This is a genomic window from Enterococcus sp. AMC2644, from assembly GCF_058216475.1.
Genome location: NZ_CM177095.1, coordinates 2,883,018 through 2,907,208, shown reverse-complemented (window position 1 = coordinate 2,907,208; position 24,191 = coordinate 2,883,018). Strand labels below are relative to the sequence as shown.

Sequence of the window (24,191 nt, the reverse complement as noted above, 5' to 3'; positions counted from 1 at the left end):
GAATAAAACAAAAAATATATTAGAACAACCATTCAAATATTTAAATTTTCATTACAATAGACCTAGAATTTATCTAGAAAAGAGTAGGACTCTTCTCGTTTCATTCGTTTCCAATTTTTTTTCATGCTATACTTACAAAAAAATAATTGGAAAGTTGAAGGTTTTCATATGAAAAAATTGATTCACACACATGGACTAGCTATTCTTGTTATTTTTCTGGTTTCCTTAGTGCTAATTCTCCCCCAGTTGATTACCAAAGGAATGGTTCTTGGTTCAGATGCTATTTTTCACTATAATCGTTTTTATGATGCAGCCATGCAAATCAAAGAAGGAAATTTCCAACATTTCATCTCTATGTATGGTTTTCAGCAATCCGGACGTATTGTCAATGTACTTTATGGTCCATTAGTTGCCTATATCCAAGGTCTGCTAGTGTTAATTAGCCCCTCATGGTTTGGTTATCAGGTTTTATCTCGTTTAATGATTTTTATGCTCTCAGGAATTTCAATGTATGTCTTTTTGAATAAAGCCCAAATTCGTGCTTCATTAAGATGTGCTGGAGCTGTTTTTTATTTAACAACCTTTTCAATTCAATATTGGACAATGCGTCAGGGTTTTTCTAGTTGGGGCGCGGCAATATTGCCATTTTGTTTATTGCCAGTAGTTGATATGGCGGAAAAAAAAGAGTTTAATTGGATAGAATTAGGCATGTTAACAGCACTTATGTTCCAAACACATGTCTTTAGTAGTTTCATTCTAATTTTAATTTATCTCCCGTTTTTCTTCTATGCTTTTATTAAAAGTCCAGAAAAAGGCCTCTTGGTTAAAAAATTAGCTTATTCAATTGGAATTTTCTTGTTATTAACCTTAGCTACTTGGGCTAGTTTTTATATGATTTATAGTAGTAATACTATTGCTGATCCATTTATCAATCAGCATATGGAGCGCAGTGCCATTACTAGTAAAGGGAGTTATTGGTTAACAACCCCCATTTTTTTAGCCATATTGTTGTTGGGACAACTGGTTATTAGCTTTTTATTATGGAAAAAATATACACCATTCATGCGATTATGTATTGGGGTGATGCTATTTTTCTTAGTTTTGTCGACTAATATTATTCCTTGGGAAAAGTTGCAAGGAAAAGAGATACTAATTGTCGATTTAATTCAATTTCCCTTTCGTTTTTTTGTTCCCGTCACAATCTTTCTTATTTTATTAGCATGTTATACCTTTCAAAGCTACTGGAAAGAGAGTCTCTTTAGCATAGCTGTGCTGACGGCAATTTTAACTCTTAGTATTGGTCAAGTAATGTTGAAAGCACAACTACCGATAGATGAATGGAATGCCGAAAAACGTATGGTACAAACTGGAAGAAAGCATTTATTTATTCAAACAGAGGATAAACAAGAATTGAAAAATGCTGTCCATTCTTCAAACTTCGTAACGCTTTTAAAATTAGTTGAAAAATCAACACCTGATTATTTACCAATTTATCAGCAAAACCATAAAAACAATTACCGTCAATATGAACAACACATTTTAGCAAGTAACCATAAGTTCAAAAAATATGTAAAAAATCATAAACTCTATGTCGAATGGGATGCCACTCAAGTTGGAAAAGTACAAGTTCCTATCATTAAATACACACGAACTGAACTTTCTCTAAATGGCAAACAGTTGACTGATAAAGATATTGTACTAACCAAAATCGGTTCTATTACAGTCAAACAGCAAATTGGCAAAAATCGTTTAGTTGTTAGCTTTAAAGGCAGTCAACAAATTATTTATCCAATTGTTCTGTCAATTATTTCCTGGTTTGCTGTCATTTATATTCTTTTTAAAACAAAAATGCGTGGAAAATCATGATGATTTTCCACGCATTTTTATTATTGACGAATTAAATAATCAAATGCACCTAAAGCTGCAGTAGCACCAGCGCCCATTGATATAATAATTTGTTTATAAATACTGTCTGTACAATCTCCTGCAGCAAAAACGCCTTCTAAACTTGTCATCCCATGATTATCGACAACAATTTCACCGCGTTCATTTAAAGCCACTTCAGAATCACGTAACCAGGCAGTATTAGGAACCAAGCCAATTTGAACAAAGACACCTTCTAATGCAATATGATGCTCTTCATTTGTATCACGATCAAGATATGAAATCCCATTGACTTGATCTGTACCTGTAATTTCTTTTGTTGCAACGTTTTTAATTACAGTAACATTCGATAAGGCGTTCACACGATCTTGCAACACTTGGTCAGCTTTTAATTCTGGTAAAAATTCTAAAACATAGACATGTTTTGCTAAACCTGCTAAATCAATTGCCGCTTCAATGCCTGAATTTCCGCCACCGATAACAGCAACATCTTTTCCTGTAAATAAAGGACCGTCACAATGTGGACAGTTGGTTACCCCTTTGGTCCGAAACTCTTCTTCTCCAGGTACATTAACATTTCTCCAAGCAGCACCAACTGATAAGATAGCCGCTTTCGCTTTAAGAACAGCGCCATTTTCTAGTTCAACTTCAATTAATTCATTTTTACGAATTGATTTAGCACGTTGATTTTTCATGATATCAACATTGTATTGATTTACATGTTCTTCAACTTGAGCCATTAAACGTGGGCCTTCTGTATAAGGAGTACCCACCATGTTTTCAATACCTACTGTATCCATCACTTGTCCACCGTAAGTTTCAACAACCATACCTGTGTTGATTCCTTTACGAGCAGCATAAATTGCTGAACTATTTCCTGCAGGACCACCGCCGACAACCAAAACATCAAATATGTCTTTGTCTGCAAACTCATCCGCACTTGTTGGACCAGCAGCTAATTCGACTAATTGTTCAATTGTCATACGACCGCTCGCGAATTCAACACCATCTAAAAGAACCGTTGGAACTGCCATGATTTTTTTCGTTTCAACTTCCTCTTGGAACATGCCACCTTCAATCATGGTATGTGAAATATTTGGATTCAATACAGACATAATATTCAATGCTTGAACCACGTCAGGACAGTTATGACAAGTTAGGCTTACATATGTTTCAAAGTGAAGACTTTTATCAATTGCTTGAATACGTTTTGCAATGGCATCATCCACTTTTGGTGCACGTCCCGCTACTTGTAATAAAGCAAGAATAAATGAGGTGAATTCATGACCTAATGGTAAACCAGCAAATTCTACACGGCTTTCTTGTCCTGGTTGAGCTAGAGCAAAACTAGGTGTCCGTGAAAGTGTTGCTGTTTCAATTGATAGTTTTGGAGACATTTCAGCAATTTCTTCTAAAAATTCTTTGACTTTTATTGAATTTTCATCATTGCCCAAACTTGCTTGAAACACAATATCGGATTCTAGTAATTCTAGATATTGTGCCAGTTGACCTTTAATTTCGTTATCTAATGCCATAATACCCTCCTTAAATTTTACCTACTAAATCTAGGCTAGGTTTTAGCGTTTCTGCTCCTTCTTTCCATTTTGCAGGACAAACCTCACCTGGATGTGTACGAACATATTGCGCTGCACGAACTTTATCAATCAAGCTACTTGCGTCACGACCAATACCGTCTGCATTGATTTCAACTGCTTGTACAATACCGTCTGGATCAATCAAGAATGTACCACGTTGAGCTAAACCTTGCTCATCTAATACATCAAAACCTTTAGAAATAATATGTGATGGATCACCAATCATGATATATTCGATTTTACCAATCGCATCTGAATGGTCATGCCAAGCTTTATGAGTAAAATGAGTATCTGTTGAAACTGAGTAAACTTCAACATCTAAACTTTGTAAAGTTGCATATTGTTCTTGTAAATCTTCCAATTCAGTTGGGCATACAAATGTGAAGTCTGCTGGATAAAAACACACAATACTCCATTTTCCTTTAAAATCTTCTGATGAGACTTCAACAAATCCCCCTTTATGATAAGCATTTGCGTTAAACTCTACGATTTCTTTTCCGATTAATGACATAATATGTCCTCCAATTAGAATAATTATTTGAGAATACTCTCTATTAATAACTATATAGAAAGTCAGAAATAAGGTCAATGCTTTTGCTTAAATTATTTTTAATAATTCTAATCTGTAATCAAATAGTCTGATAACACTCATTTATCTTTCCCATTACACTTAGCTTTCATACACTTTTTCATAAATTATCTTTTGATAACAAATGTACAAATAGATAATAGATATGCCTTTTATTCTCAATTAAAAGATATAATTCTCAATTAGAATATAAAAAAACTGGAAATCAATTTGATTTCCAGTTCTGGCTTATTTACGTTTCTTTAGCGTTTCACTTACAAGACTATAAAAAATGCCTGCGATAACAAAGATGATCCAGCTACTTTCCCATCCTGCAAGATTTGACCAAAAAAGATAGAAAATAAAAACCAATGGCCAATAAAATTTTTTGAGGGTAATAATCAATGGTGCCGCTGAACCATAGGAGTGTTTCATCGCTCGTGGACCAGGATGATCTTCATCAGATACAAAGTATTGCCCATTCGTCATTTTTTTAAACCCATTTCTGACAATACTTGTATAAATAATTAAAAATGCTCCAACACCACCTGTAGCAAAGAAGGCACTAACTCCCAATTCTGCTGAGTAAAAAATATTTGCAAAAAAGAAGATGCTAGGAACCGTCAAAATACATAAGCCAATACCTAATGATAAACCCATTCGAAAACTTTTATCGTAGTTTTCTACTTGAAAGAATGCTTCTTTATTTACTTCTCTCGCTAAAGGACGATCATCTAACTTTCCTTTTTCACGAACGTATTTCATTGATCCCGAAATAACAAAACCAATGCCGACCGCTATAAAACCAGCAAAACCAACGAGACCTAGAAATGCAAAAAATTGCGAGAAACCTATAAACATAATTGACGACATTGCTAACGCTAGGAATAAAATACCTAAAGATAACTCAAAAGCGAATCTTCTAGTTACTGCCCAAAAATCAAATGCTTGATCTAAAGTCACTACTTCCACATCATCATAAGTTTCATCCATTTCTGCTTGTTCTAGCTCTAGTTCTGCTAGAATTTCATCAATTGAGCCAAATTCACTTATGACTGCTCCAATTGCTTCGTGTTCACTTTTCCCTTCCGCAATTAGTTCATGGTAGTGATCTTCCATAATTGCTAGCAAATCTTCTTTGGCTTTTTTTGTTTCTGGTGTAATTGGTACTGTTAAGAATAAACTATCTAAATAATCCTTAATAATTTTCATTTTCAGTTCCCCCTTCTAAAAACTCGTCTACTACGAATTTCGTTTGCTCCCATTCATATCTTTTCGATTCTAAAAATTCTCTTCCTTTTTCAGTAATACAATAATACGTTCTTTTCTTGCCATGTGTTAATTCTCCAGGATAAGCTTCAATCAATGCCTGTTTTCCCAATCGAGTAAACGCAGAATACAAAGTCGTTTCTTTAATAACATATAAGTCATTGGTTCGCGCACGAATTTGTTTAGAAATTGCATAACCGTAAGAGTCGCCTTCTTTTAGAATGGATAAAATAATCACATCATTATACCCACGAATGCCATCGCTTGTAATCATCTTACCCCTCCTTTATATTACTTCATCTGTCATAGTAATTATATACTAGATTACTACGACAGGTAAAGTAAAATTAAGAAATCAGCTAAATATCAGTCGCAAGTCGTAGACATTGTTATATTTTGTATCCGACACGATTTAATTTTATCGTCTGTGAGTTAAATAGCCAAGTTATTGTTGGGTGAAAATAAATGTTCTTTAGTTTTTTTTGGCGGGAGTGTTTTTTTATTATTATCAAGAATGCAATAATAGTTTGATGCTAAAAGATAAGTTTCATTACACATTTATGAGTATTACTGACCAGGGTATCAAAAATTTACCTGAATAATAATAAAATGCAAATGCCTCTTAAATTTTTTCTGGCATCTGCATTTTATTATTATCTTTCACATGCGATAATCTTTTCTAAAGATATTTACTTGCTTCTCGGATACTTAATTTAGATAATCCTTCCAAATGTTCATTAATGAAGTTTTTGACCCAATCAGGATTTACTTTTGAATAATCACGTAAACTCCAACCAATTGCCTTGTTAATAAAAAACTCAGTTTGATTCAAATTATTTTCTAAAATAATTTGTAATAGTTCTGTATCTGTTTCTTGCTTACGTAGCAACTGATGATCAATTGCTATCCGCCTCAACCAAAAATCTTCAGCTGTACTCCATTGAATTAAAACTGCCTTGGTTTCTGGATAGTTTTTTGAAATTTCGCCCATTAATTTATCTAAGCCATCAATTGTGTCCCACCAAGATTTGGTTTGAGCTAATTGTTGAATCGATGAAATGTCATTTGGAGTTAAACTTTTTTTGAGAACAGTCAAATAACCAATCGCAACATATTGTAATTCACGATAAGGGCATTCCCAACATTCAAAAACAAAGTGCCAATCAATCTCTTTTTGTTTACTTTCTTTATAAAATTCTTTGCAAATTAACTTACGATCAGTTGCAGAAATACCTAAAAAAGCAAATTGATTTCGCATATATGCTGCCATTTTTTTAGCTTTTTTTGAATCTGCAGCATCTAAAAATTGCTTGAATATTGTTTCAAACATTATTTCAGCCTCTTTTCTTAATAAAAAACTCTGCATCCTTCCTAAATTTCATCGCAAATTCTTCATATTTTCTGGTTATATTCTATATATACCAAAAACCTAACACTTTTTCATTTTTCTCCTCCCGCTAATTCCCCGTTAGCGGGTATTTTTTCGCTTATTATTTAATCGTTCTTTTTGCTTACGACGTCTTTCTTGAAATGCAAGTTCACGCTGTAATTTTATATAATTCAACAATCGAGACTCCGTTAGTTCCCCAGATTGAATCGCAGCTTTAACGGCACAACCCTTTTCAGATTCATGACGACAATCATTAAAATGGCAAGCAGCTGAAAGCTCAATAATATCTTGAAAAGTGCTATCTAATTCATTGTCTTCAAACAATTGAAATTCTCTCATTCCAGGAGTATCAATGATATAGCCGCCTGTTGGTAGAGATATTAACTCTCGGTGAGTGGTGGTATGGCGGCCTTTACTGTCTTCAAAACGAATATCCGCAACTGTCATTTTTTCTATTTGTAGTAGTCGATTGACTAATGTTGATTTCCCAACACCAGAAGAACCGACGAATGCTCCAGTTTTCCCAAATTTTAGGTAATCAGCAATCTTTTTAATCCCCTCATCAGTCTCAAGTCCTGTAACAATAATATTTGTGGTTAGTTCATATAATGGAATTAAATAATCATCCAAACTAGAACAACAATCAGCTTTCGTTAATACGACAACTATCTCAACATTTATTTGTTTAGCTGCGAAATAACGTTCTAAACGCCGTAAATTGAAATCATCATTCAAACTAGTTACAACAAATAAATAATCGATATTGCTTGCGATTAATTGCTCATCAGATTGACTACCCGCAATTTTTCTAGAAAACTTTGATTTTCGTGGTTTTATTTGTTGAATAATGCCTTTTTGATAATCTAGCAATTGAAATTCAACCCAATCACCAACTGTTGGTAAATCTATTCCATTTTTTGTTTGTGCTAACAATTTCCCAGAAAGTTGTGCTAACACTTCTTCTTTTTCTGTAAGTACTCGATAATAATTGCCATAAACCACTATTATACGACCACACTGTAATTGATTTTTCATTCATTCTCCACCTATTCTTTGTTTAATTGCAAATAAAAAACTCTATGACCCGCTAAATGCAAAATCATAGAGTACTTAATTTTAAACATAGAATAAATGACTTATTGTTGGTTTAAGAAAAAGTGTTTGCAATTTAGCTTCGATTGATTAAATGTATTTAACATTGCACGCACCTTCTCTCTAGTTGATAATAGTAGAGTAACATATCTTTTAGTCAGATACAATTGTTTTTAAAATCGTTTTCATAAAACAATAAAAACAGGTCTTTGACACAAGGAAAACCAGACGAAAATATCCAAACAAAATAGTATGAGTTACGCCAAATCAAGGAGCAATCTTCTATTGTTCGGATATTTTACTGTCAAGCTACTTAAGTCACCGACCTATTTTTTCTTATTCAACTGCTTTTTTCACATCATCTAACATAATTTGTACAGATTCTAATCCAGAACCAGATAGATACCATACTTGTGGATCTAAAGCAATCACTTTGCCATTTTTACCAGCATTCGTTTCTTTAACTAAGTCATTATCAGCTACGTTATTTTGGGAAGTATCCCCTCCGATTGCTTTGGTGCGGTCAACAACAAAAATTACATCTGGATTCTTTTCTAAAATGTATTCGTAAGATACATTTTGACCATGAGTAGAAGCTTCAATATTTTCATCAGCTTGAGCAAAACCAAATGTATCATGCACAATTCCAAAACGAGAACCTAAACCATAAGCAGAAAGACTTCCTTCATTAACTAATACTGTCAATGCTTTTTCACCAGACGCTTCAGCGGCTGCTTTCACTTCATCAATCGAAGCTGTTAATTCAGCAATTTTTGTTTCAGCTTCTGCTTCTTTGCCAAAAATTTGTGCAATTGTGTTTACGTTTGTTTGAATTGAACCCCAAGTATCTTCTCCATTTGTACTAAAATAAACAGTGGGTGCAATTGCTTGTAAATCTTTTTTATAGTCTGCTTGACGACCAGAAATAATAATCAAGTCTGGTTGTAATTGATTAATTTTTTCCAAATCAGGTTCTTTAATACCGCCAGCAGATTCAACATCTTTATATGCTTCTAAATAATCAGGCATACTATCTGTTGCAGCTCCAATTACTGATTCACCCACACCTAATGCATCCATTGTGTCTAACGCACTATTGTCAAAAACGACTACTTTACTTGGGTTAAAAGGTACCGTTACTTCATCACCATCTGAGTCAGTCACTGTGACGTCTGTTTTTGTTTCCTCTGAAGAAGCAGCGGATGTAGATGTTGCTGTTTCTGATGACTTCGCTGTATCTCCCCCAGTGTTACCACAAGCTACTAATGTTAATGCCGCTGTTAATACAAGAATTCCACTAAAAATCTTTTTCATAAAAAAATTCCTCCTATTAGCTAAAATACATACAAAATCGTTTTCCTTCGATTTCACAAATCCGTATGTTCATTCCATATAATTTATTTAATACTTCAGGTTGAATAATAATTTCTGTTTCCCCGGTAGCGAAAACTTCCCCATTTTTCATTGCAACAATATGGTCAGCAAAACCTGCTGCAAAGTTAATATCATGCAACACAATCAAAACTGTTTTGTTTTGTTCTGACACTAAACGCTTTAACAAATGCATCATTTGATTTGCATGATTCATATCTAAATTATTTAACGGCTCATCTAATAATACATATTCTGTATCTTGCGCCAAAATCATCGCGATATAAACACGTTGTAGCTGTCCTCCTGATAATGAATGAATAGATTCATTTACCATTTTCTGAAGTTCCATCTGTTCAATCGCTTGATCGATAATACGTTCATCTTCAGTAGTTAACTTTCCTCGGTTATAAGGAAAACGGCCAAATGACACTAACTCACGAACTGAAATATTTAATTGAATCGCATTACTTTGCTTCAAAATAGCTAGCTTCTTTGCCAACTCTTTCGATTTCCAGCTGCGAACCTCTTCTCGATCCAGAAAAATTTCACCACTTGATTGTGGTTGCAAGCGACTAACAAGTGACAAAAAGGTACTTTTCCCTGCTCCATTAGGTCCGATAAAAGCAATTAACTTTCCCTTTGGTAATTCGAGATCAACATTTTGTAATACAATTTTATTATCGTATTTTTTTGAAATTTCTTGTGCTTGAATCATACCTTTTTCCTTTCCGATAAAATTTTTCCTAAGAAGAATAGCCCACCAACAAATTGAATCACCGTACTAATGGTAGTACTCCATTGAAAAATCTGTTCAACTAAAAATTGTCCACCTACTAATAACAAAATACCTAATAGAAAGCTTCCTACAAACAATTGTTTGTGTTGATACGTTGCAAACAAGCGATAACTAATTGTCGCAACAATAAAACCAAGAAAAACTGTCGGTCCTACTAAAGCTGTTGCAGTTCCAGTCAGTAAAGAAATGCAGAATAAGCAAAGAGTTTGAAGTCGGTTAACAGAAATCCCTAAATTCACCGCATGGTCTCTACCAATATGCATAATATCCAGTTCTGGAGAAACTAACCATAAGACTAGTACTGACAAGAGGATAATCCCAGCTGCTACTAGCAAATGATTACTATTCACATTGCTGAAACTCGCAAATAAACGGCCTTGTAATAAATCATATTCATTTGGATCCATTAATACCTGAATAAATGTGCTAACACTTGAAAATAAAGTTCCAGAAATCATTCCGACCATTAGAAGTAAAAATAAGTTTCCGGTTACTTTATCCATAAAAAAGGAAATAAAAAGCACACTTAAAATGGTCATTAAAGTGACATTGGTAATGAACATCCAAATTGATTCCTGCGATAGGATTTTAACGCCACCTACAAAGAAGAACAACAATGTTTGAATCATAATGTACAAGTTATCTAGCCCTAAAATCCCTGGAGTTAAAAATTGATTTTTAGTAATCGTTTGAAAGGCAATCGTGCTGACTGATGTTGCTAAAGCAACAAAGATGAACGCTAAGATTTTTTTTCCTCTTAACTTCAACGCAAAATCCCAATTCCCATACGTGTTATATGTTAAGAATAAGATGACTACCAGTACACACAAAGCAAATAATACCCCAATTTTAAGCACAAAACGGTTTTTTTTCATCCTTTTCTCCTCCTAATTAGTAAGAATAAGAAAAGTCCGCCACCGATTACTCCTACAACAACGCTTACAGGAATTTCATATGGAGCAATCAATACACGTGATAAAATATCGCAAATCAATAGAAAAACACTCCCAAATACAACAGTCACACTCATCGTATTTTTTAAATGATCTCCATAGAATAAAGCAACTAAGTTCGGAATAACTACGCCTAAGAAAGGAATATTTCCGACCATAATTAATACTGAGCTGCTGCCCAATGCGACTAAAGCAAAAACGATAAACTGTAACAATTGATAATTCATACCTAGATTAGTTGCGAGTTCTTCGCCTAATCCGGCAATCGTCATTTGATAGGCGAGTAAATATAAAATTATAAACACTGGTATGGTTATGTAAATTAATTCATAGCTACCTTCCATGACTGTCGCAAAATTTCCTTGTAACCAAGAAGATAAATTTTGAACTAACTGAAATTGATACGCAAAAAAAGAAGCAATTGCACCAATAATATTTCCAAACATGACTCCTGTTAAAGGTAAAATCATTGGGTCACCTTTAGGTAAAATTCGACTTAAATTCAAAAATAGCAAAACACCTATGTAAGCAAAGATGAACGCTACACCCGCACGTAACAAAATCGATCCGTTCGGAAATAGTAACATGACTAATAAAATACCTAACCGCGCACTATCCATCATTCCAATTGTTCCAGCAGAAACAAATCGGTTTTGCATTAAATGCTGCATAATTTTCCCGCAGACACTTAACATTCCTCCTGCTAAAATCAAACTGATTGTTCGGGGAATTCGTGTTTTCAGTAATAACATCCATTGTGTCTCATCCCCATTGAGTAATCCAGATAATGACACTTGATGTACTCCCACAAAAAGCGAAACAATAGCAAGAAGGATTAAACTCAGAAATAACCAAACTTTCTTCATGTCAAACTCCTTACTGTTCAGTTGAGAACGATTATCATTCTCTTGTTTAGTTTATTAAAAAATGCAGAAAATTACAATGCTTTTTTCATATAAAAATAAAAGAATTGCTGAAATAACAATTCTTTTACTCTTTTTAACGTTTTATGACGCCTTCTAAAGCCAAGACATTTAGAAAATGTAAGGGGGTAGATAGTTTTGGATTAAAATAAAAATCCATTGTTATCAGTTGATTTAGTGTTGTTTCCATAGTAACTAACGTTGATAATGTATTAATAATTTCTAACGTTCGTTTAGAGTTGGTCATTAGCTGTCCCCCCATTAACTGTTTTGTTTCCACATCGTATACGAGCTTAATGGTTAGTTCAAAACAATCATCTAATTGAAACAATGCCTCTTTATTGAATGTTTTAGTCACTGACTCAACATCTAAACCATAATATGGTGCCTCTTCTTCATTGATACCACAACTTGCCAAATAGGTGTCGAACAATTGACTAACAATCGTTCGTTGGACTTTTGGAAATGGAATTTTTTCTTCTAATAAAATATTTGATGCGGCAATCATTCCTGTACGATAAGCATTAGTAACTAATGGGATATAAATCGGCATAGCAGAATGATTAAAATGAACAGAAACTAAATCGCCAACCGCATAAATAAACGGATTGGAAGTCTCTAAAAATTCATTGGTATCAATTGTTCCATCCATATTAATATCTAAGATGTCCGTCACTAATTCGACATTCGGACGAGGATTAATAGCATAGACTGCAGCTTCCACCTCAACCATTTGCCCATTTGCTAAAATTACTCCTGTCACAGCTTGTTCCTCGGTCATGGCAATTTCTCGAACATCACTATTCAATAAGATATGAACATTCTTAGGTAATTTTTGCAATAATTCATGAGTAATTTCTTCATCAAAATAGCGAAATAACACGCTATCCATACGATCAATTAAGTAGATTTCTTTATTGTATTTACTCAATGACTCTGCTAATTCAAAACCGATTAATCCCGCACCAATAATTGCAACTTTTTTTGCATCCATTAAAGTATCTAAAGCCGTTTTTGATTGCGTTAATGTTTTAAAATTTGTCATGGTTGCTTCAGTTTCTGATGAAAAATCAGTATGATATTGACTAGACCCCATCGCTAAAATTAAATAGTCATAAGTCACTTTATCCGTTAAATGAATATTGCCATTATCGGTTGTAAAATCAACTGACTTATTTTTTTCATCAATAGCAACTACTCGACTATTAATTAAGACATTAATTTGTTCTGCCAATAATTGACTTGGTGTAACTGTCCGTGCATCTTCTAACTTATCAATAAAGCCTTCCAAATAAAGATTTAAACTACTTCCAATGTACCCTAAAACGTTGGAACGTTCGATGATAACCACTTCAATCGTCTCATCGATTTTCTTCAAATGTCTCGCTGCAGCAATTCCTGCATGAGAACCGCCAATAATTACCACTCGCAAAACTTCTCCACTCCTGTTCATAGCAATTCTTGAATCGCTAGTTTTAATCGATTAATTTCAAATAAAGATAATCGCCCACTAAAAATATATAGTTCTTCATACGTATATTGAGATATATCAGTATATTCTGAAGCAATTAGTAACGAATATACACGATCTTTTGCTTTTTTAACTTTTACAGATGGCAGACTCGCTAAATGTTGTTGAATGAATTGATACATTTCTTCTGATTGCAATGAATCATCTGAAGCGATACCAACTAACAGCTCTTGCTGTTGCCTTCTTTGATGGATATCGACTACTAATCCATATGCCTGATCCAACATCTGCCATTGTGAATTGGAAATATCTTTTGATAATTCTTCCTCAATAATTGACATACAGGCAGACATTTTGGCAGAGTCATAGTCAGACAGTAGCAATAAGTCATTTTCTTCTGTATCAATCCACCCTTTTGAGAAAGTTACCTTAATATGTAACTCAAGTAAAAAGACATCAAATGCAGATACATCACTATTTTCCACTAAAACTTGGTAAATTTTTTTATTCAACGTTAGAAATTTAGCAATAAATGGTGATTGCGCTAGCCAATTTTTATCTGAAGGTAGTAAATCTTCTGATAAAAAGAAGAAATATAGATACACCGATTCTTCATCTGATCCTTGAAAGGCAAAGCGACTCAAATAACGTGCTAAAATATTTTTCAACTCTTGATAAAACACATCTTGCTCAATCTCATGTATGGTTTCTTTATGCAAGCGATATTTCTGCTCTCCACGATAATCAAAGCGACTATGCATAATTCCTAGCCATACTAACAGTTTCCAATATTGTTCTTTCGTAAACGTTAAGTGGAAATGTTTTTCAATAACTTGAATCAAATTTTGTATGGTAGGATTACGAAACTTTTTTTGCAATTGTTCAAAAGGTAAACTCGCCCAAAAAAGATAATAATAAAATATGCGAATTTGTAATTCATCCCCGATTATTTTTTTATTACGAAATTGAATAGCAAACTCTTCCAATTGTTGATTAATTGACTTCAATCTCCGGAATAAAGATGCTTCACTTACTTGTAGATCAAGTGCCATTTTAGTAATTGACACTCGTTTGTGTTGAAAAACAAATAATAAAATTTGATAGTCTAAGGCTTCTTCTAAGTATGAATAGACGAAGTTTTTTACAGAAAATTCATTTGCTAATTGAATACTTAAATAATCGTTGTCTAATCGTAGAAGTTTTGATCTTTCATCAAACAACTCTAGCGCAGTCTCTAATGCTCTAATTTCTTTTTGTAATGTTGGTACGGATATATTCAATTCTCGTTCTAAATCTTTGATACGTATCACACCATCGCTTTTTAGAACTCGTTGAAAAATTGTCATTTGTACTTGTTGATGTTTGTCCATCAACTCAGTTAATTTCATTGAACCACCTCAACTCTATTCAACTTCATTGTAACGATAATAGCCATTTTTCATCTGCACGACATAATTTTTTTTACTCCAAACACCTCGTTTTTCATCTTGCGCTTCTTGCTGGGCTACTAATAGTTCATCAACAAAACTATCTCCACCTGCATTTACATAACGAACAATTCCTAGTCCATTTTCTAATAAGAGTTCTTGCAAAGAGTTTTCTCCAATATACACATATGCTAAAAAGCGTCCATAATTATCGACTACTTCTCCCTTGTCAAAAACCAAAGAAATGTCTTGCTTGGTTAATTGTTCTTTCGTAAATTCACTTGCTTCTTTCCCATATGGCTGTACAGATGTATTTTTTTTAACACTTTCAGGTGTATCAACCATTAACAAACGCAATTTATGTTCTTCGCCATCTTTTGTATAAAAAGCAAAGGTGTCCCCGTCTACACTACGTAAAGACGACACACTGATTTTTTCAAATCGTGGTGGATTATCTAAGTCAATCTCATCAACTGACTGAACTGTTTCACCAGTAACTGTAGCTGTCGTGGATTGTTCGTGTTGTTCTTGTTTAGGTTCATCGGTTTCTAGAAACTCGCTCGGACTTAGCCATTGCCAACCTCCGATAAGCACTACAATGAGTACAGTTAAAAAACTGGTTATTTTTTTCTTCATTTATTGCAACTTCCTTTATATTTCTATTATTAATAATTCAAAGACAATCGTCGTCTTATTTATTCGTTCTTTTTCATTTTTGAATAGATCATCTGCCAACATTTGAATTTTAGCATGTGGAAAATCTAAAGAAAAATATTCTATAAAGAATTCTTTCGAAATTTTTTCTTTAGAAGTATAGGTAAATCTATGTGTATGATAAGGTTTCGTTAACCACGCTTTGTACATTTCCATCCATTGCCATTCTTTTGCTGGTTGTTCTAACAAAGAAAACATAGGATCTCTTTCTTCAATCACTCGTAAAATACAAACATACTTATTTGCAACCCGCAGCATTTCTTCCAGTTCATTTTTCGTTGTAAGTGCTGGATTCATTGCCGAAAAAACAACATCGTACGTTTTTTGCGATTTTTGTTTTAGAAATGATTCTTGATCATTGTGAATAAGATATAGGTTAGAATAATTGTAGGTAGCTTTTGCAATTGCTAACATTTTTTCGGATAAATCCACTAGTGTATAGTGTTCCACATGTCTAATTATATCGGGAATATATTTGCCAATACCACCTGCTAAATCTAAAAAAGTCGCAGCAGGTAAGATTTTTTGAGCTAAAAAATAACTAGATAAGTCTTTTTGAATACTCACCTGTGATTCATCTTGAATCTCCGCATATTCTTGCGCATATTCATCCCAAAATAAGCGTATATCTTCTAATTTTTTCATAACTACTCCTTGATAAAAATAAAAAATATCCGAACTATATTTGATTAGAATACTTGCTATATCACAAGGACCGACTCTCTATAGTACGGATATCTATCTAGTTAACTACGAACAATTAAAGGAACTAAGAATGGATAGTTGGTAAAGAAATCCAAAATTGAGCGCCGACGATTATTGGAGTCAATAAATAATTTGGTTCTTTCCTTCTCAGAAAAAATATCAACAGTTTGGTTTTGGTTTAGCTTCACTTGATAATGGCTATCCTCTATTTTATCAAAATCATACTCGGTGGATTCCATGCTAATGATGAAAATATCATCCAATACTTTGGTATCGACTATCAGCTCACTAGTGAACTCTCGTTTTAACGCACATGTATTATCTAATAAACTTGGCGCAATATCAAAGCCAAGTTCCTTAAACCATGCTAATAATTGATTTAAGTCATAGTTAATTAAGGATAATTGGTTATGCGAGAAGATTCTGTCTTTATGCCACAGATGGATAAGTTTCAATACTTGCTTCTCATCAACTTCAACAGTCATTTCTTTGGGATGAATTAGAATAAGTGGCATATACGCAGCTTCAAAACGAGTATCTACGGTTTCCATCTTGAAACTTAACTTTAGGTCATTTTTTGCGTCTAACTCATAAGCAACATCAAAATGCTTACTTCTCCAAACATTTTCTCTATCCGTTTGGGTTAATCCAATATTTTTTAAAGGTTTTAGCAATTCATAAGAAAAGTATGCTAGTAAATTTGTTTTTGCAGTCTTAGAAATTGGCACATTAGGAATAACAAATTGACAATAAGCATCTAATAATTCTACAAAGTTACTTTCCAATAAAGTCTTCCGCATATACAAATCGGCAAGTTCATCTTCTCTTTCTGAGATGAGTCGTCTAATTGCTTGATGATTTTTTTCTTTTAAAAGATAATAATTATCTTTTTTTGATGATTCATCGACAACCTGAGTATTACGTGTCATTTTTTTCTTTGATTTACTCATTTATCTAGCTCTCCTTTCTTAGTTGATAAATAATCGGCAAGAAACTGCTGAATCTGTTCATTCATTTTTTTCATTGAACCAAAATACTGATTAATAAGTCGATACTCTTTTGTTACAACAGCGCGTTTTAAGCGAGTCTCTTCATAGGCACTCATTAGTTGTTCTTTTTGTTGATTGGACTTATGTTTATTTTGAATGAACGGTAACCATTCAGATTTTTGCTTATTAATTTCAGCAATTTGTTTGTTTAACAACTCAATTTCTTCATCTGTTTTTGCACGATTAAAGAAAGTTTTGCTAGTTGAAATTTCTTCTTTTTTAGCAGCTAATCTTTGTGCTTTTTTTTCTAAATTTTTAATTTCTTCTTCTGCTGCAATCATTTTAGCATCTAAATTATCAATTTGTTTTTCAATATTTTCCAATAATTCACGATTTTCTGGACGGAAATATTGCCATTCATCATCAATTTTTGGTAACACAAAAATTTCTGGAATACTTGCATCAAAAGCAATCGTTGCGCGTTCACGGTAATAGGTACCAAGTTTATAATAATAAATAGTTGGCGAGATTTTTTCGACATATTCCATAAATGGGAAACGTTCCACAAATTTATCATGTAGCTTTGTAGATAAAAATTCATCAATTTCATGATTTTGATTCGAAGTTTCTTTTAATTCTTTATGCAATTTCCCTTTGTAAATTCGATAAATCTCGGGAATATTTTCAGCCTCGATAGCTGCTTCAAAATCATGTAAGTCTTTTAACATCGAAACAATATTCTTTGAAGCAACTTTTTTAACTTTATTAAAGTCTTGATACATATTAGAAGTTTCTTGATGATTGGTTTCTTCTAGTACTTCCTCAGACATAACAATGCCCTCCTCTAATTTTTCTCTATTATAGTTTATCATTTTTACTACAAAAAGGGGGGATGAAAACCTCTCTTTTTGTTCTTTATTTAAGTTTTCTTCGTAATTCCTTTTCATTCATTTCTTTTTTTAGTATTGAATTAGGAATCTAAATAATGTACCAAGTTTAATTCTTATTTCATTTAACTCGTAATAAACAAAAAAGACATCGAGTAATTCCGATGTCTTGCTTGCAAATAGTCATAGTTTATTTAGATAGTATCGTGCGTTGTAAAGCGAATTTGACGATTCTCGTCTCTTTTTAAAATCGTTTCTTCTTTTAAATAGTTAAATTTTAATTCGTCTAACTCTGGGTTTTCTAGCATTGCTTCATAGCCTTCAAAAATATTTTTAATGTATTGTTTGTAAGCTTTCTTTTTTTTCAAACGTTTTTTCATAAACGACACCGTCCTTTTCGTACATATCTTATCAAGACTTGTTTTAAGTGACAAGCATTATCGACAATTTTCATCCAAAAATAATGAACTATTTAGGAGTAATATAACTTACACCACTAGATAGAGCAATTTCATTTGGAATGATTCGATAATTTAAGTACGAAATGTCGCCTTCAGAGATTAAAATACTATCTTTATCAACTGCTTCTACAAAAGCTACGTGTCCATATAATGGATGATACCCTGCAACACCTTGTTTAAAGCTAATCACATCACCAGCTTTTGGTGTGGAAGAAACTTTATAGCCATTTCTTTGACCAGTAGTTCCCCAATCAGCACCATTTCCCATATAATCACCGACAGTTCCACCCAATTGATGCACTCGATTAAATGCATACCAAGTACATTGATCAGATCCGTAAGAACCAGATGTATTGTAATTCACACCATTATATTTAGGATATTTAACTAAATGGCGATAAGACTCTGGAATTCCAGAGAAGTCTTGAATCGTTGCATTGCTAAAGTTTAAATCCATTGAGTTTTTTGCTTCATCATATTGCGTTAAATTATAAACAGCAATAATTGAGTTTAACTTATTATTATACAAAGTATCTGTAGCATATTTCCCTGTTAATTCAGTTGTCGCTTGTAAATAGTTCTTAGCTTCAGAACGCCAAACTTTTTTATAAAAGGATGGATTGCCACTAATCCCACCACGAAGCAACTGCACGTAATCTTCTAAGGATTCTTTATAGCTTGGATAAACACGAAACGCTGAATTAATTTGGTATAATTGACCACTACCATTGTCTTCATTTGTTGCAAGAGTAACTGACGCACCATTATGACTGCCTTTTACACCAAATAAGTTGTAATATGGACTAGTTGATAAACCACTTGTTCCAGAGCCACTTTCCAAAATCGCTTGTGCAATCATAACCGAGGCAAAAACATCATATTTGAGCCCAAGTTCTCGAGCAGATTCACCAATTGTTTCAATGAAACGTTCCGTAGCTGCATTGGCTCTAAAGTCAAATGAAGCAGCATATCCTTTGATTAGTTCCTTTCCATGATTAGTTAATTGCTCGTTTTCAGAAAAATGGATAGCCATCGTTGGTTGCTTTTTATAAACGTTGGAAGATTGATTAACGCTAGAGTTATCTTTATCTTTTTTTGACTCTGTTTCTGTTTGAAGTTTAAAGACACCTACACCAGGTACACTTGCTTTTTTGTCTTTTTCAGCTTTTTCGTCTTCCTCGTTAGAATGTAATGTTACTTGTTGTTTACTGAATTCTTCATCAGCCATAATAAAACGATCTTGACCAAGATAAATTGCTGCTTGAGTTACTTTTTCATTTGTTTCCCACAAGAAAATATCGCCTGGCACTGCATCCTTAACAGCTATTTCTGTTCCTGAATGACGGATATCTTCATAGCTATTTCCAAGTCTTTTGCCAAGTACTTTATCATAAACATAAATTGGTAAATGAAGATTATCAAAAGCATTAGGTCCCTTGGCGTCTTGTTTATATTCTGCTTGTAATTGTGATAATGCTTCTACAACCAGAGCTGCCGAGCGCTGATCTTTAAATGAGTCTAATAGCGGCAACTCATAACCATTTAAATCAGAAGATGCGATATTTGTTGTTACTAATCGATTATCTAAAGAAGTTTCGGAATTAGAGGTAGCTGGACCAATAAATAATGGCGTATTAGGCAAAACTTGATTAGACTCAACAACATTATCTGTCACTTTTTGTTGGTTATTTTTTTGTTTTTTAGAGTGATCACCTGAATTTGTGGGTTTATCTTTGGGTTTATCTTTGGGTTTATCTGGTTTTTTAGGAACTTCTGGTTTGATTTGTTCACCTGAATTCCCTGTTCCTCCTGGTTTAGTTTCTTCACCTGAATTCCCTGTTCCTCCTGGTTTAGTTTCTTCACCTGAATTCCCTGATTCTTCTGGTTTAGTCTCTTCACCTGAATTCCCTGATTCTCCTGGTTTAGTCTCTTCACCTGAATTCCCTGATTCTCCTGGTTTAGTCTCTTCACCTGAATTCCCTGATTCTCCTGGTTTAGTTTCTTCACCTGAGCTTCCTGATTCACCTGGGTTAGTTTCTTCACCTGAATTTTCTGATCCTCCTGGGTTAATTCCTTCACCTGAATTTCCTGGTTCTTCTGGTTTAGTTTCTTCACCTGAATTTTCTGGTTCTTCTGGGTTAACTTCTTCATCTGAATCCTCAACTATATTTGTATCTTCAGAATTTTTTTCATCAGAAGAGTTGTCTGATATAATTTCTGTCACATTTTCTGTGTTTTCGACTGCGTCTGTATTCTCCTCAATATTCGAGTTTTTCTCACTGCTACTGATTGTTTCTGTGACATCAGACAAAACTGGCGCAGTGTTTGACACTAAAAGCAATGCAATACTAAACGTAGCTAGAGCACGTTTTAGTTTTAAATTATTTTTCATTAGTGTTCCTTTCATAATGTTTATATTTTATTTAGACTTATTATAAAATAAATCCCTCGTTTTTTAAAGTATTTCACTAGTATGTACGTAAAAAGAAAAGGAAATCCCCCAGAATAGGGATTTTCCTATCTTTTTTATACCAATTTTTGATATGCGTATCTTTTTCCATCAGGAATAGGAAAATAAACAATTCCTCGATAATGAAAATTGGTTGACAAAATTGCTTTCTGCATCCCAATATTTAGCTCATGTGTGTCTATTCGTACATCATTAATGCCCTGTCTGTGGCTCTCATCTAATAGATGCTTTAGCAATGATTTAGCCAAACCTTGCCCAGATGCTTGCTTGGCTACAGCGATACGATGAATAGAAACGTATGGAGCATTCCCCTCCCATTCACCATCTACAATCGCAGTATATACGGGGTCAACACCTGGAATTAGCGCACCCATAGCTAAAACACTGGCTTCTTCTAAAACAAACATTGAATTACCTTCAATATCTCTTCGTAATTTTTCTTCATTAGGTCCATAGCCATTTTGCCATTGAGGAGATTTTTGTTGACGAAGAACTTGAATCGCATCATTAACAATTTCCATTAATTCTGGAAGATCTTCCAACGTCGCCTGTCTAAACTTCATCATTTTGCCTCTTAGTCAGTAATAGATTTTAATTTGCCACGAAATTCATCAATTGTTTTGTAGCCTTTCGCTTGCATAATTTCTTCTAGTTCTTTAGTAATGCGATCAAAAATAGCTGGTCCTTCTTTATGAAGTTCGGTACCAATTTGTACCATTGTTGCACCGCATAATAAATGTTCAAACGCATCTTGCCCTGTACGAATCCCACCTGTACCAATGATTTTGATACTTGGGTTTAAACGTGTATAAAACGCACGTACATTTGCTAAAGCAGTTGGTTTAACGTACTCTCCGCCAATTCCCCCAAAACCATCTTTAGGTTTGATTACTACTGATTCATTTTCTGTATCAATATACATTCCGTTGCCAATAGAGTTGATTGAATTAACATAAGTTAGTGGAAATTTATTTAAAATTGCAGCCATTTCATCAAAATGAGCTAAATCGAAATACGGTGGTAATTTTACACCTAAAGGCTTTGTAAAGAAAGAAAAAACCTTGGTTAGAATTTCTTCGGTTAACGGGAAATCGTAGGCTACTTGTGGTTTTCCTGGCACATTTGGACAAGAAAGATTTAATTCTGTTACACCATTAAAGTCACTTGCTTGGATGATTTCTAACATTTCAATATTTTCCGCCACACTCATTCCAGCAATTGAAAAGAATATCGGTGCTTCAAATTTATCTTGACGATCTATTGCATAGTCCAAATAATATTGTAAACCTAAGTTAGGCAATCCCATGGAATTGATACTACCTAACGGAACATCATAATAACGTGGGGATGGATTTCCTTCACGGACTTGAGGTGTGGAACTTTTGGTAATAAAAGCACCTGCAGTAGAATTAGCTAATTCATCCAATTCATTATCTGTCATGCAATGAACACCTGACGCATTCATCAATGGATTTTTAAAATTATAATCAACAAAATTTGTTTGTAACATCGTGTATTTATTCCCCTTTCTTTTTCTTTCATTAGTGTAGCTTTTTGTTGGTTTAAAAGCAACAGATAGTATGTATTCCCATTTTACTTTTTCATAATAATATACGAAAAAAAAGATATTTATTTTTAACTTATCCTAAAAATCTCATTTTTTATTTTAGCAATTTTGTTTTTAGAGTGAATTGTTTCCCCTACAGCTTTAAAGCTTTTAAACGGAATTAAAAAATCAATCTATAATAGCATACCATCTTTTAATTGTTTCTTATGTCAATCATCTTGATTTTTCAGAAATCTTTACTTTTGTTAAAACTATAAACTATTAATTTTATATAAAAAAATAAAATCCTCTTATATATCAACAAATTTAAATCTGTGACTTATAAAAGAATTTCATTAAAAAAATTATTTTAATTCATTAGGACTATTGATAAATAGTGATATTTCCTTTTGAGATTATGATTCAAAATCATCCGAAAATTCATTTATATTACTTTTATCGAATCCCCAAAGCAATCCGTGCATAACGACTCATTTTATCGGTCGTCCACGCTGGATACCAGACTAATTTTACTTCGATTTTTTTCACTTCAGGTACATCTTCTAATGCATCATGAATATTTTCGGTCAATACATCTGCTAATGGGCAGCCCATGGTTGTTAAAGTCATTTTGATAATAGCTTCACCGGTTTCACCATCAAATTCGATTTCATATATTAAGCCCAAATTAACAATATCGATTCCTAGTTCTGGGTCAATAACTGTTTCTAAGGCAGTTAAAATGCGATCTTTAATTTCTTCAATTTCTTGCTCTGTTCTTGATTCGCTCATCTTACATCCCCCCTGTTGATTCTATAGAAATAATACCGTGTTTCTTGGTATTTGTAAATAAATGAACTTACCTTAAGAGAATTCAATGTTAATTGATGATATAATAACGACGATGGAGGATTAACGGCGAATGCTTTTGGGAGACCTTATTATTCAATTAGGGTCAAACAAAATGGACGGAGTGGAATGAATTCTATGGCAATTCGTATGATTACAGTCTATGCTGATAGCAGGGAATGTTGTCGGCAATAAGCAACTATGAAAATCTAAATACCTATTACAGAGTTACCCTAAAATTGATATAATTACAGATAATAGTTGTGAACTATTAATCCATTTTATAAGGAGGAAAATAATGGCAAAAGATGCTAGTTTTGATGTAGTTTCGGAAATGAATATGGAAGAAGTTAAAAATGCGGTTCAAATGACCTTGAAAGAATTGAAAAATCGCTTTGATTTTAAAGGAGCGACTGTGGATATTACATTTGATAATCAAAAATTGACAATCGTAGGCGATGATGATTTTAAGTTAGAACAAATTAAAGATGTTTTATTAGGAAAGTTAGTCAAACGAGGCGTACCGATTAAAAACATCCACTTTTCAGAAACAGAACACGCATTAGGAGCAAAGTCACGCCAACATGCTGAATTAATTAGTGGCATTGATAAAGAAAATGCAAAAAAAGTAACTACAGCAATTAAAAATGCGAAATTAAAAGTAAAAGCTCAAATTCAAGATGATCAAATCCGTGTTACTGGAAAAAATCGTGATGATTTGCAAGAAGTTATTCAATTATTACGCAAATTAGATCTATCAATTGAACTTCAATTTACCAACTACAGATAACTAATGAACTGTGACATAAGTCAAAGCAAAGATATCCG

General features: G+C 33.4%; 23 protein-coding genes. 2 read left to right on the top strand and 21 right to left on the bottom strand.

The annotated features are described in order from the left end of the window. Nucleotides 1-168 precede the first annotated feature (168 nt). The gene (locus AC4BC5_RS14065; protein ID WP_490495984.1) at nt 169-1,866 is read left to right on the top strand and encodes a hypothetical protein; all 1,698 of its coding nucleotides are present in this window, start codon (nt 169-171) and stop codon (nt 1,864-1,866) included. 20 nt (nt 1,867-1,886) lie between these two features. On the opposite strand, the gene ahpF is transcribed toward AC4BC5_RS14065, so the two are convergent. From ahpF to AC4BC5_RS13960, 21 genes are all read right to left on the bottom strand, one after another. Beyond that, complete coding sequence (gene ahpF, locus AC4BC5_RS14060) at nt 1,887-3,419, bottom strand: alkyl hydroperoxide reductase subunit F (RefSeq protein ID WP_490495983.1); 1,533 nt, start codon at nt 3,417-3,419, stop codon at nt 1,887-1,889. Nucleotides 3,420-3,429: 10 nt separating this feature from the next. Beyond that, nucleotides 3,430-3,990 (bottom strand): alkyl hydroperoxide reductase subunit C, encoded by a 561-nt coding sequence (gene ahpC / locus AC4BC5_RS14055; protein ID WP_490495982.1) that lies wholly within the window; start codon nt 3,988-3,990, stop codon nt 3,430-3,432. Between the two features lie 306 nt (nt 3,991-4,296). After that, nucleotides 4,297-5,259, bottom strand: coding sequence for a permease prefix domain 1-containing protein (locus tag AC4BC5_RS14050; RefSeq protein WP_490495981.1), 963 nt, complete (start codon nt 5,257-5,259; stop codon nt 4,297-4,299). After that, entirely contained in the window at nt 5,246-5,590 is a 345-nt protein-coding gene (locus AC4BC5_RS14045; RefSeq protein WP_490495980.1) for a PadR family transcriptional regulator, read from the bottom strand. Before AC4BC5_RS14045 ends, AC4BC5_RS14050 begins: the two co-directional genes overlap by 14 nt. A 405-nt stretch (nt 5,591-5,995) precedes the next feature. Further along, nucleotides 5,996-6,649 carry a DNA alkylation repair protein gene (locus AC4BC5_RS14040; protein WP_490497562.1) on the bottom strand — a complete coding sequence of 218 codons (654 nt, stop codon included), beginning with the start codon at nt 6,647-6,649 and terminating at the stop codon, nt 5,996-5,998. Nucleotides 6,650-6,784: 135 nt separating this feature from the next. Next, nucleotides 6,785-7,741, bottom strand: coding sequence for a ribosome small subunit-dependent GTPase A (gene rsgA / locus AC4BC5_RS14035; protein ID WP_490495979.1), 957 nt, complete (start codon nt 7,739-7,741; stop codon nt 6,785-6,787). Nucleotides 7,742-8,134: 393 nt separating this feature from the next. Then, the gene (locus AC4BC5_RS14030) at nt 8,135-9,112 is read right to left on the bottom strand and encodes a siderophore ABC transporter substrate-binding protein (protein WP_490495978.1); all 978 of its coding nucleotides are present in this window, start codon (nt 9,110-9,112) and stop codon (nt 8,135-8,137) included. A 16-nt stretch (nt 9,113-9,128) separates the two neighbouring features. Further along, a complete protein-coding gene (locus AC4BC5_RS14025; RefSeq protein ID WP_490495977.1) occupies nt 9,129-9,887 on the bottom strand; it encodes an iron ABC transporter ATP-binding protein in 759 nt (252 codons plus the stop codon). After that, nucleotides 9,884-10,843, bottom strand: a complete 960-nt coding sequence (locus tag AC4BC5_RS14020) for an iron chelate uptake ABC transporter family permease subunit (RefSeq protein ID WP_490495976.1) — start codon at nt 10,841-10,843, stop codon at nt 9,884-9,886. Before AC4BC5_RS14020 ends, AC4BC5_RS14025 begins: the two co-directional genes overlap by 4 nt. After that, nucleotides 10,840-11,787 (bottom strand): ABC transporter permease, encoded by a 948-nt coding sequence (locus AC4BC5_RS14015; RefSeq protein ID WP_490495975.1) that lies wholly within the window; start codon nt 11,785-11,787, stop codon nt 10,840-10,842. The genes AC4BC5_RS14020 and AC4BC5_RS14015 overlap by 4 nt, the downstream gene beginning before the upstream one ends. Nucleotides 11,788-11,920: 133 nt before the next feature. After that, nucleotides 11,921-13,270 (bottom strand): FAD-dependent oxidoreductase, encoded by a 1,350-nt coding sequence (locus tag AC4BC5_RS14010; RefSeq protein ID WP_490497561.1) that lies wholly within the window; start codon nt 13,268-13,270, stop codon nt 11,921-11,923. 23 nt (nt 13,271-13,293) lie between these two features. After that, nucleotides 13,294-14,703, bottom strand: a complete 1,410-nt coding sequence (locus AC4BC5_RS14005) for an AcpB/EbpR/MafR family transcriptional regulator (protein WP_490495974.1) — start codon at nt 14,701-14,703, stop codon at nt 13,294-13,296. 15 nt (nt 14,704-14,718) lie between these two features. Further along, the gene (locus AC4BC5_RS14000) at nt 14,719-15,378 is read right to left on the bottom strand and encodes a thermonuclease family protein (protein ID WP_490495973.1); all 660 of its coding nucleotides are present in this window, start codon (nt 15,376-15,378) and stop codon (nt 14,719-14,721) included. 15 nt (nt 15,379-15,393) lie between these two features. Further along, nucleotides 15,394-16,101, bottom strand: a complete 708-nt coding sequence (locus tag AC4BC5_RS13995) for a methyltransferase domain-containing protein (protein ID WP_490495972.1) — start codon at nt 16,099-16,101, stop codon at nt 15,394-15,396. Nucleotides 16,102-16,202: 101 nt separating this feature from the next. Continuing rightward, the gene (locus tag AC4BC5_RS13990; protein ID WP_490495971.1) at nt 16,203-17,111 is read right to left on the bottom strand and encodes a hypothetical protein; all 909 of its coding nucleotides are present in this window, start codon (nt 17,109-17,111) and stop codon (nt 16,203-16,205) included. After that, nucleotides 17,108-17,980, bottom strand: a complete 873-nt coding sequence (locus tag AC4BC5_RS13985) for a viral A-type inclusion protein (protein ID WP_490495970.1) — start codon at nt 17,978-17,980, stop codon at nt 17,108-17,110. Before AC4BC5_RS13985 ends, AC4BC5_RS13990 begins: the two co-directional genes overlap by 4 nt. A gap of 251 nt (nt 17,981-18,231) precedes the next feature. Next, nucleotides 18,232-18,417 carry a hypothetical protein gene (locus AC4BC5_RS13980; protein ID WP_490495969.1) on the bottom strand — a complete coding sequence of 62 codons (186 nt, stop codon included), beginning with the start codon at nt 18,415-18,417 and terminating at the stop codon, nt 18,232-18,234. A gap of 88 nt (nt 18,418-18,505) precedes the next feature. Continuing rightward, the gene (locus AC4BC5_RS13975; RefSeq protein ID WP_490495968.1) at nt 18,506-20,890 is read right to left on the bottom strand and encodes a glucosaminidase domain-containing protein; all 2,385 of its coding nucleotides are present in this window, start codon (nt 20,888-20,890) and stop codon (nt 18,506-18,508) included. Between the two features lie 134 nt (nt 20,891-21,024). After that, entirely contained in the window at nt 21,025-21,534 is a 510-nt protein-coding gene (locus AC4BC5_RS13970) for a GNAT family N-acetyltransferase (RefSeq protein WP_490495967.1), read from the bottom strand. 8 nt (nt 21,535-21,542) lie between these two features. Further along, on the bottom strand, nt 21,543-22,478 hold the full coding sequence (locus AC4BC5_RS13965) for a dihydroorotate oxidase (RefSeq protein WP_490495966.1): 936 nt from the start codon (nt 22,476-22,478) through the stop codon (nt 21,543-21,545). A gap of 492 nt (nt 22,479-22,970) precedes the next feature. Then, nucleotides 22,971-23,306, bottom strand: a complete 336-nt coding sequence (locus AC4BC5_RS13960; protein WP_016175180.1) for a metal-sulfur cluster assembly factor — start codon at nt 23,304-23,306, stop codon at nt 22,971-22,973. 355 nt (nt 23,307-23,661) lie between these two features. Here AC4BC5_RS13960 and AC4BC5_RS13955 point away from each other — a divergent pair, with 355 nt between their 5' ends. Continuing rightward, nucleotides 23,662-24,153 carry a YajQ family cyclic di-GMP-binding protein gene (locus AC4BC5_RS13955; RefSeq protein WP_490495965.1) on the top strand — a complete coding sequence of 164 codons (492 nt, stop codon included), beginning with the start codon at nt 23,662-23,664 and terminating at the stop codon, nt 24,151-24,153. Nucleotides 24,154-24,191: the final 38 nt, after the last annotated feature.

Excerpts from the sequence above, each read along its gene's own strand:
- AC4BC5_RS13985 (WP_490495970.1), bottom strand. The coding sequence starts at position 17,980 with ATGTCTGAGGAAGTACTAGAAGAAACCAATCATCAAGAAACTTCTAAT.
- AC4BC5_RS13970 (WP_490495967.1), bottom strand. The coding sequence starts at position 21,534 with ATGATGAAGTTTAGACAGGCGACGTTGGAAGATCTTCCAGAATTAATG.
- AC4BC5_RS13955 (WP_490495965.1), top strand. The coding sequence starts at position 23,662 with ATGGCAAAAGATGCTAGTTTTGATGTAGTTTCGGAAATGAATATGGAA.
- AC4BC5_RS13965 (WP_490495966.1), bottom strand. The coding sequence starts at position 22,478 with ATGTTACAAACAAATTTTGTTGATTATAATTTTAAAAATCCATTGATG.
- AC4BC5_RS14015 (WP_490495975.1), bottom strand. The coding sequence starts at position 11,787 with ATGAAGAAAGTTTGGTTATTTCTGAGTTTAATCCTTCTTGCTATTGTT.
- rsgA (WP_490495979.1), bottom strand. The coding sequence starts at position 7,741 with ATGAAAAATCAATTACAGTGTGGTCGTATAATAGTGGTTTATGGCAAT.
- AC4BC5_RS13990 (WP_490495971.1), bottom strand. The coding sequence starts at position 17,111 with ATGAGTAAATCAAAGAAAAAAATGACACGTAATACTCAGGTTGTCGAT.
- AC4BC5_RS14000 (WP_490495973.1), bottom strand. The coding sequence starts at position 15,378 with ATGAAGAAAAAAATAACCAGTTTTTTAACTGTACTCATTGTAGTGCTT.
- AC4BC5_RS13960 (WP_016175180.1), bottom strand. The coding sequence starts at position 23,306 with ATGAGCGAATCAAGAACAGAGCAAGAAATTGAAGAAATTAAAGATCGC.
- AC4BC5_RS13995 (WP_490495972.1), bottom strand. The coding sequence starts at position 16,101 with ATGAAAAAATTAGAAGATATACGCTTATTTTGGGATGAATATGCGCAA.
- AC4BC5_RS13980 (WP_490495969.1), bottom strand. The coding sequence starts at position 18,417 with ATGAAAAAACGTTTGAAAAAAAAGAAAGCTTACAAACAATACATTAAA.
- AC4BC5_RS14045 (WP_490495980.1), bottom strand. The coding sequence starts at position 5,590 with ATGATTACAAGCGATGGCATTCGTGGGTATAATGATGTGATTATTTTA.
- AC4BC5_RS14065 (WP_490495984.1), top strand. The coding sequence starts at position 169 with ATGAAAAAATTGATTCACACACATGGACTAGCTATTCTTGTTATTTTT.
- AC4BC5_RS14025 (WP_490495977.1), bottom strand. The coding sequence starts at position 9,887 with ATGATTCAAGCACAAGAAATTTCAAAAAAATACGATAATAAAATTGTA.
- AC4BC5_RS14020 (WP_490495976.1), bottom strand. The coding sequence starts at position 10,843 with ATGAAAAAAAACCGTTTTGTGCTTAAAATTGGGGTATTATTTGCTTTG.
- AC4BC5_RS14005 (WP_490495974.1), bottom strand. The coding sequence starts at position 14,703 with ATGAAATTAACTGAGTTGATGGACAAACATCAACAAGTACAAATGACA.
- ahpC (WP_490495982.1), bottom strand. The coding sequence starts at position 3,990 with ATGTCATTAATCGGAAAAGAAATCGTAGAGTTTAACGCAAATGCTTAT.
- ahpF (WP_490495983.1), bottom strand. The coding sequence starts at position 3,419 with ATGGCATTAGATAACGAAATTAAAGGTCAACTGGCACAATATCTAGAA.
- AC4BC5_RS13975 (WP_490495968.1), bottom strand. The coding sequence starts at position 20,890 with ATGAAAAATAATTTAAAACTAAAACGTGCTCTAGCTACGTTTAGTATT.
- AC4BC5_RS14030 (WP_490495978.1), bottom strand. The coding sequence starts at position 9,112 with ATGAAAAAGATTTTTAGTGGAATTCTTGTATTAACAGCGGCATTAACA.
- AC4BC5_RS14050 (WP_490495981.1), bottom strand. The coding sequence starts at position 5,259 with ATGAAAATTATTAAGGATTATTTAGATAGTTTATTCTTAACAGTACCA.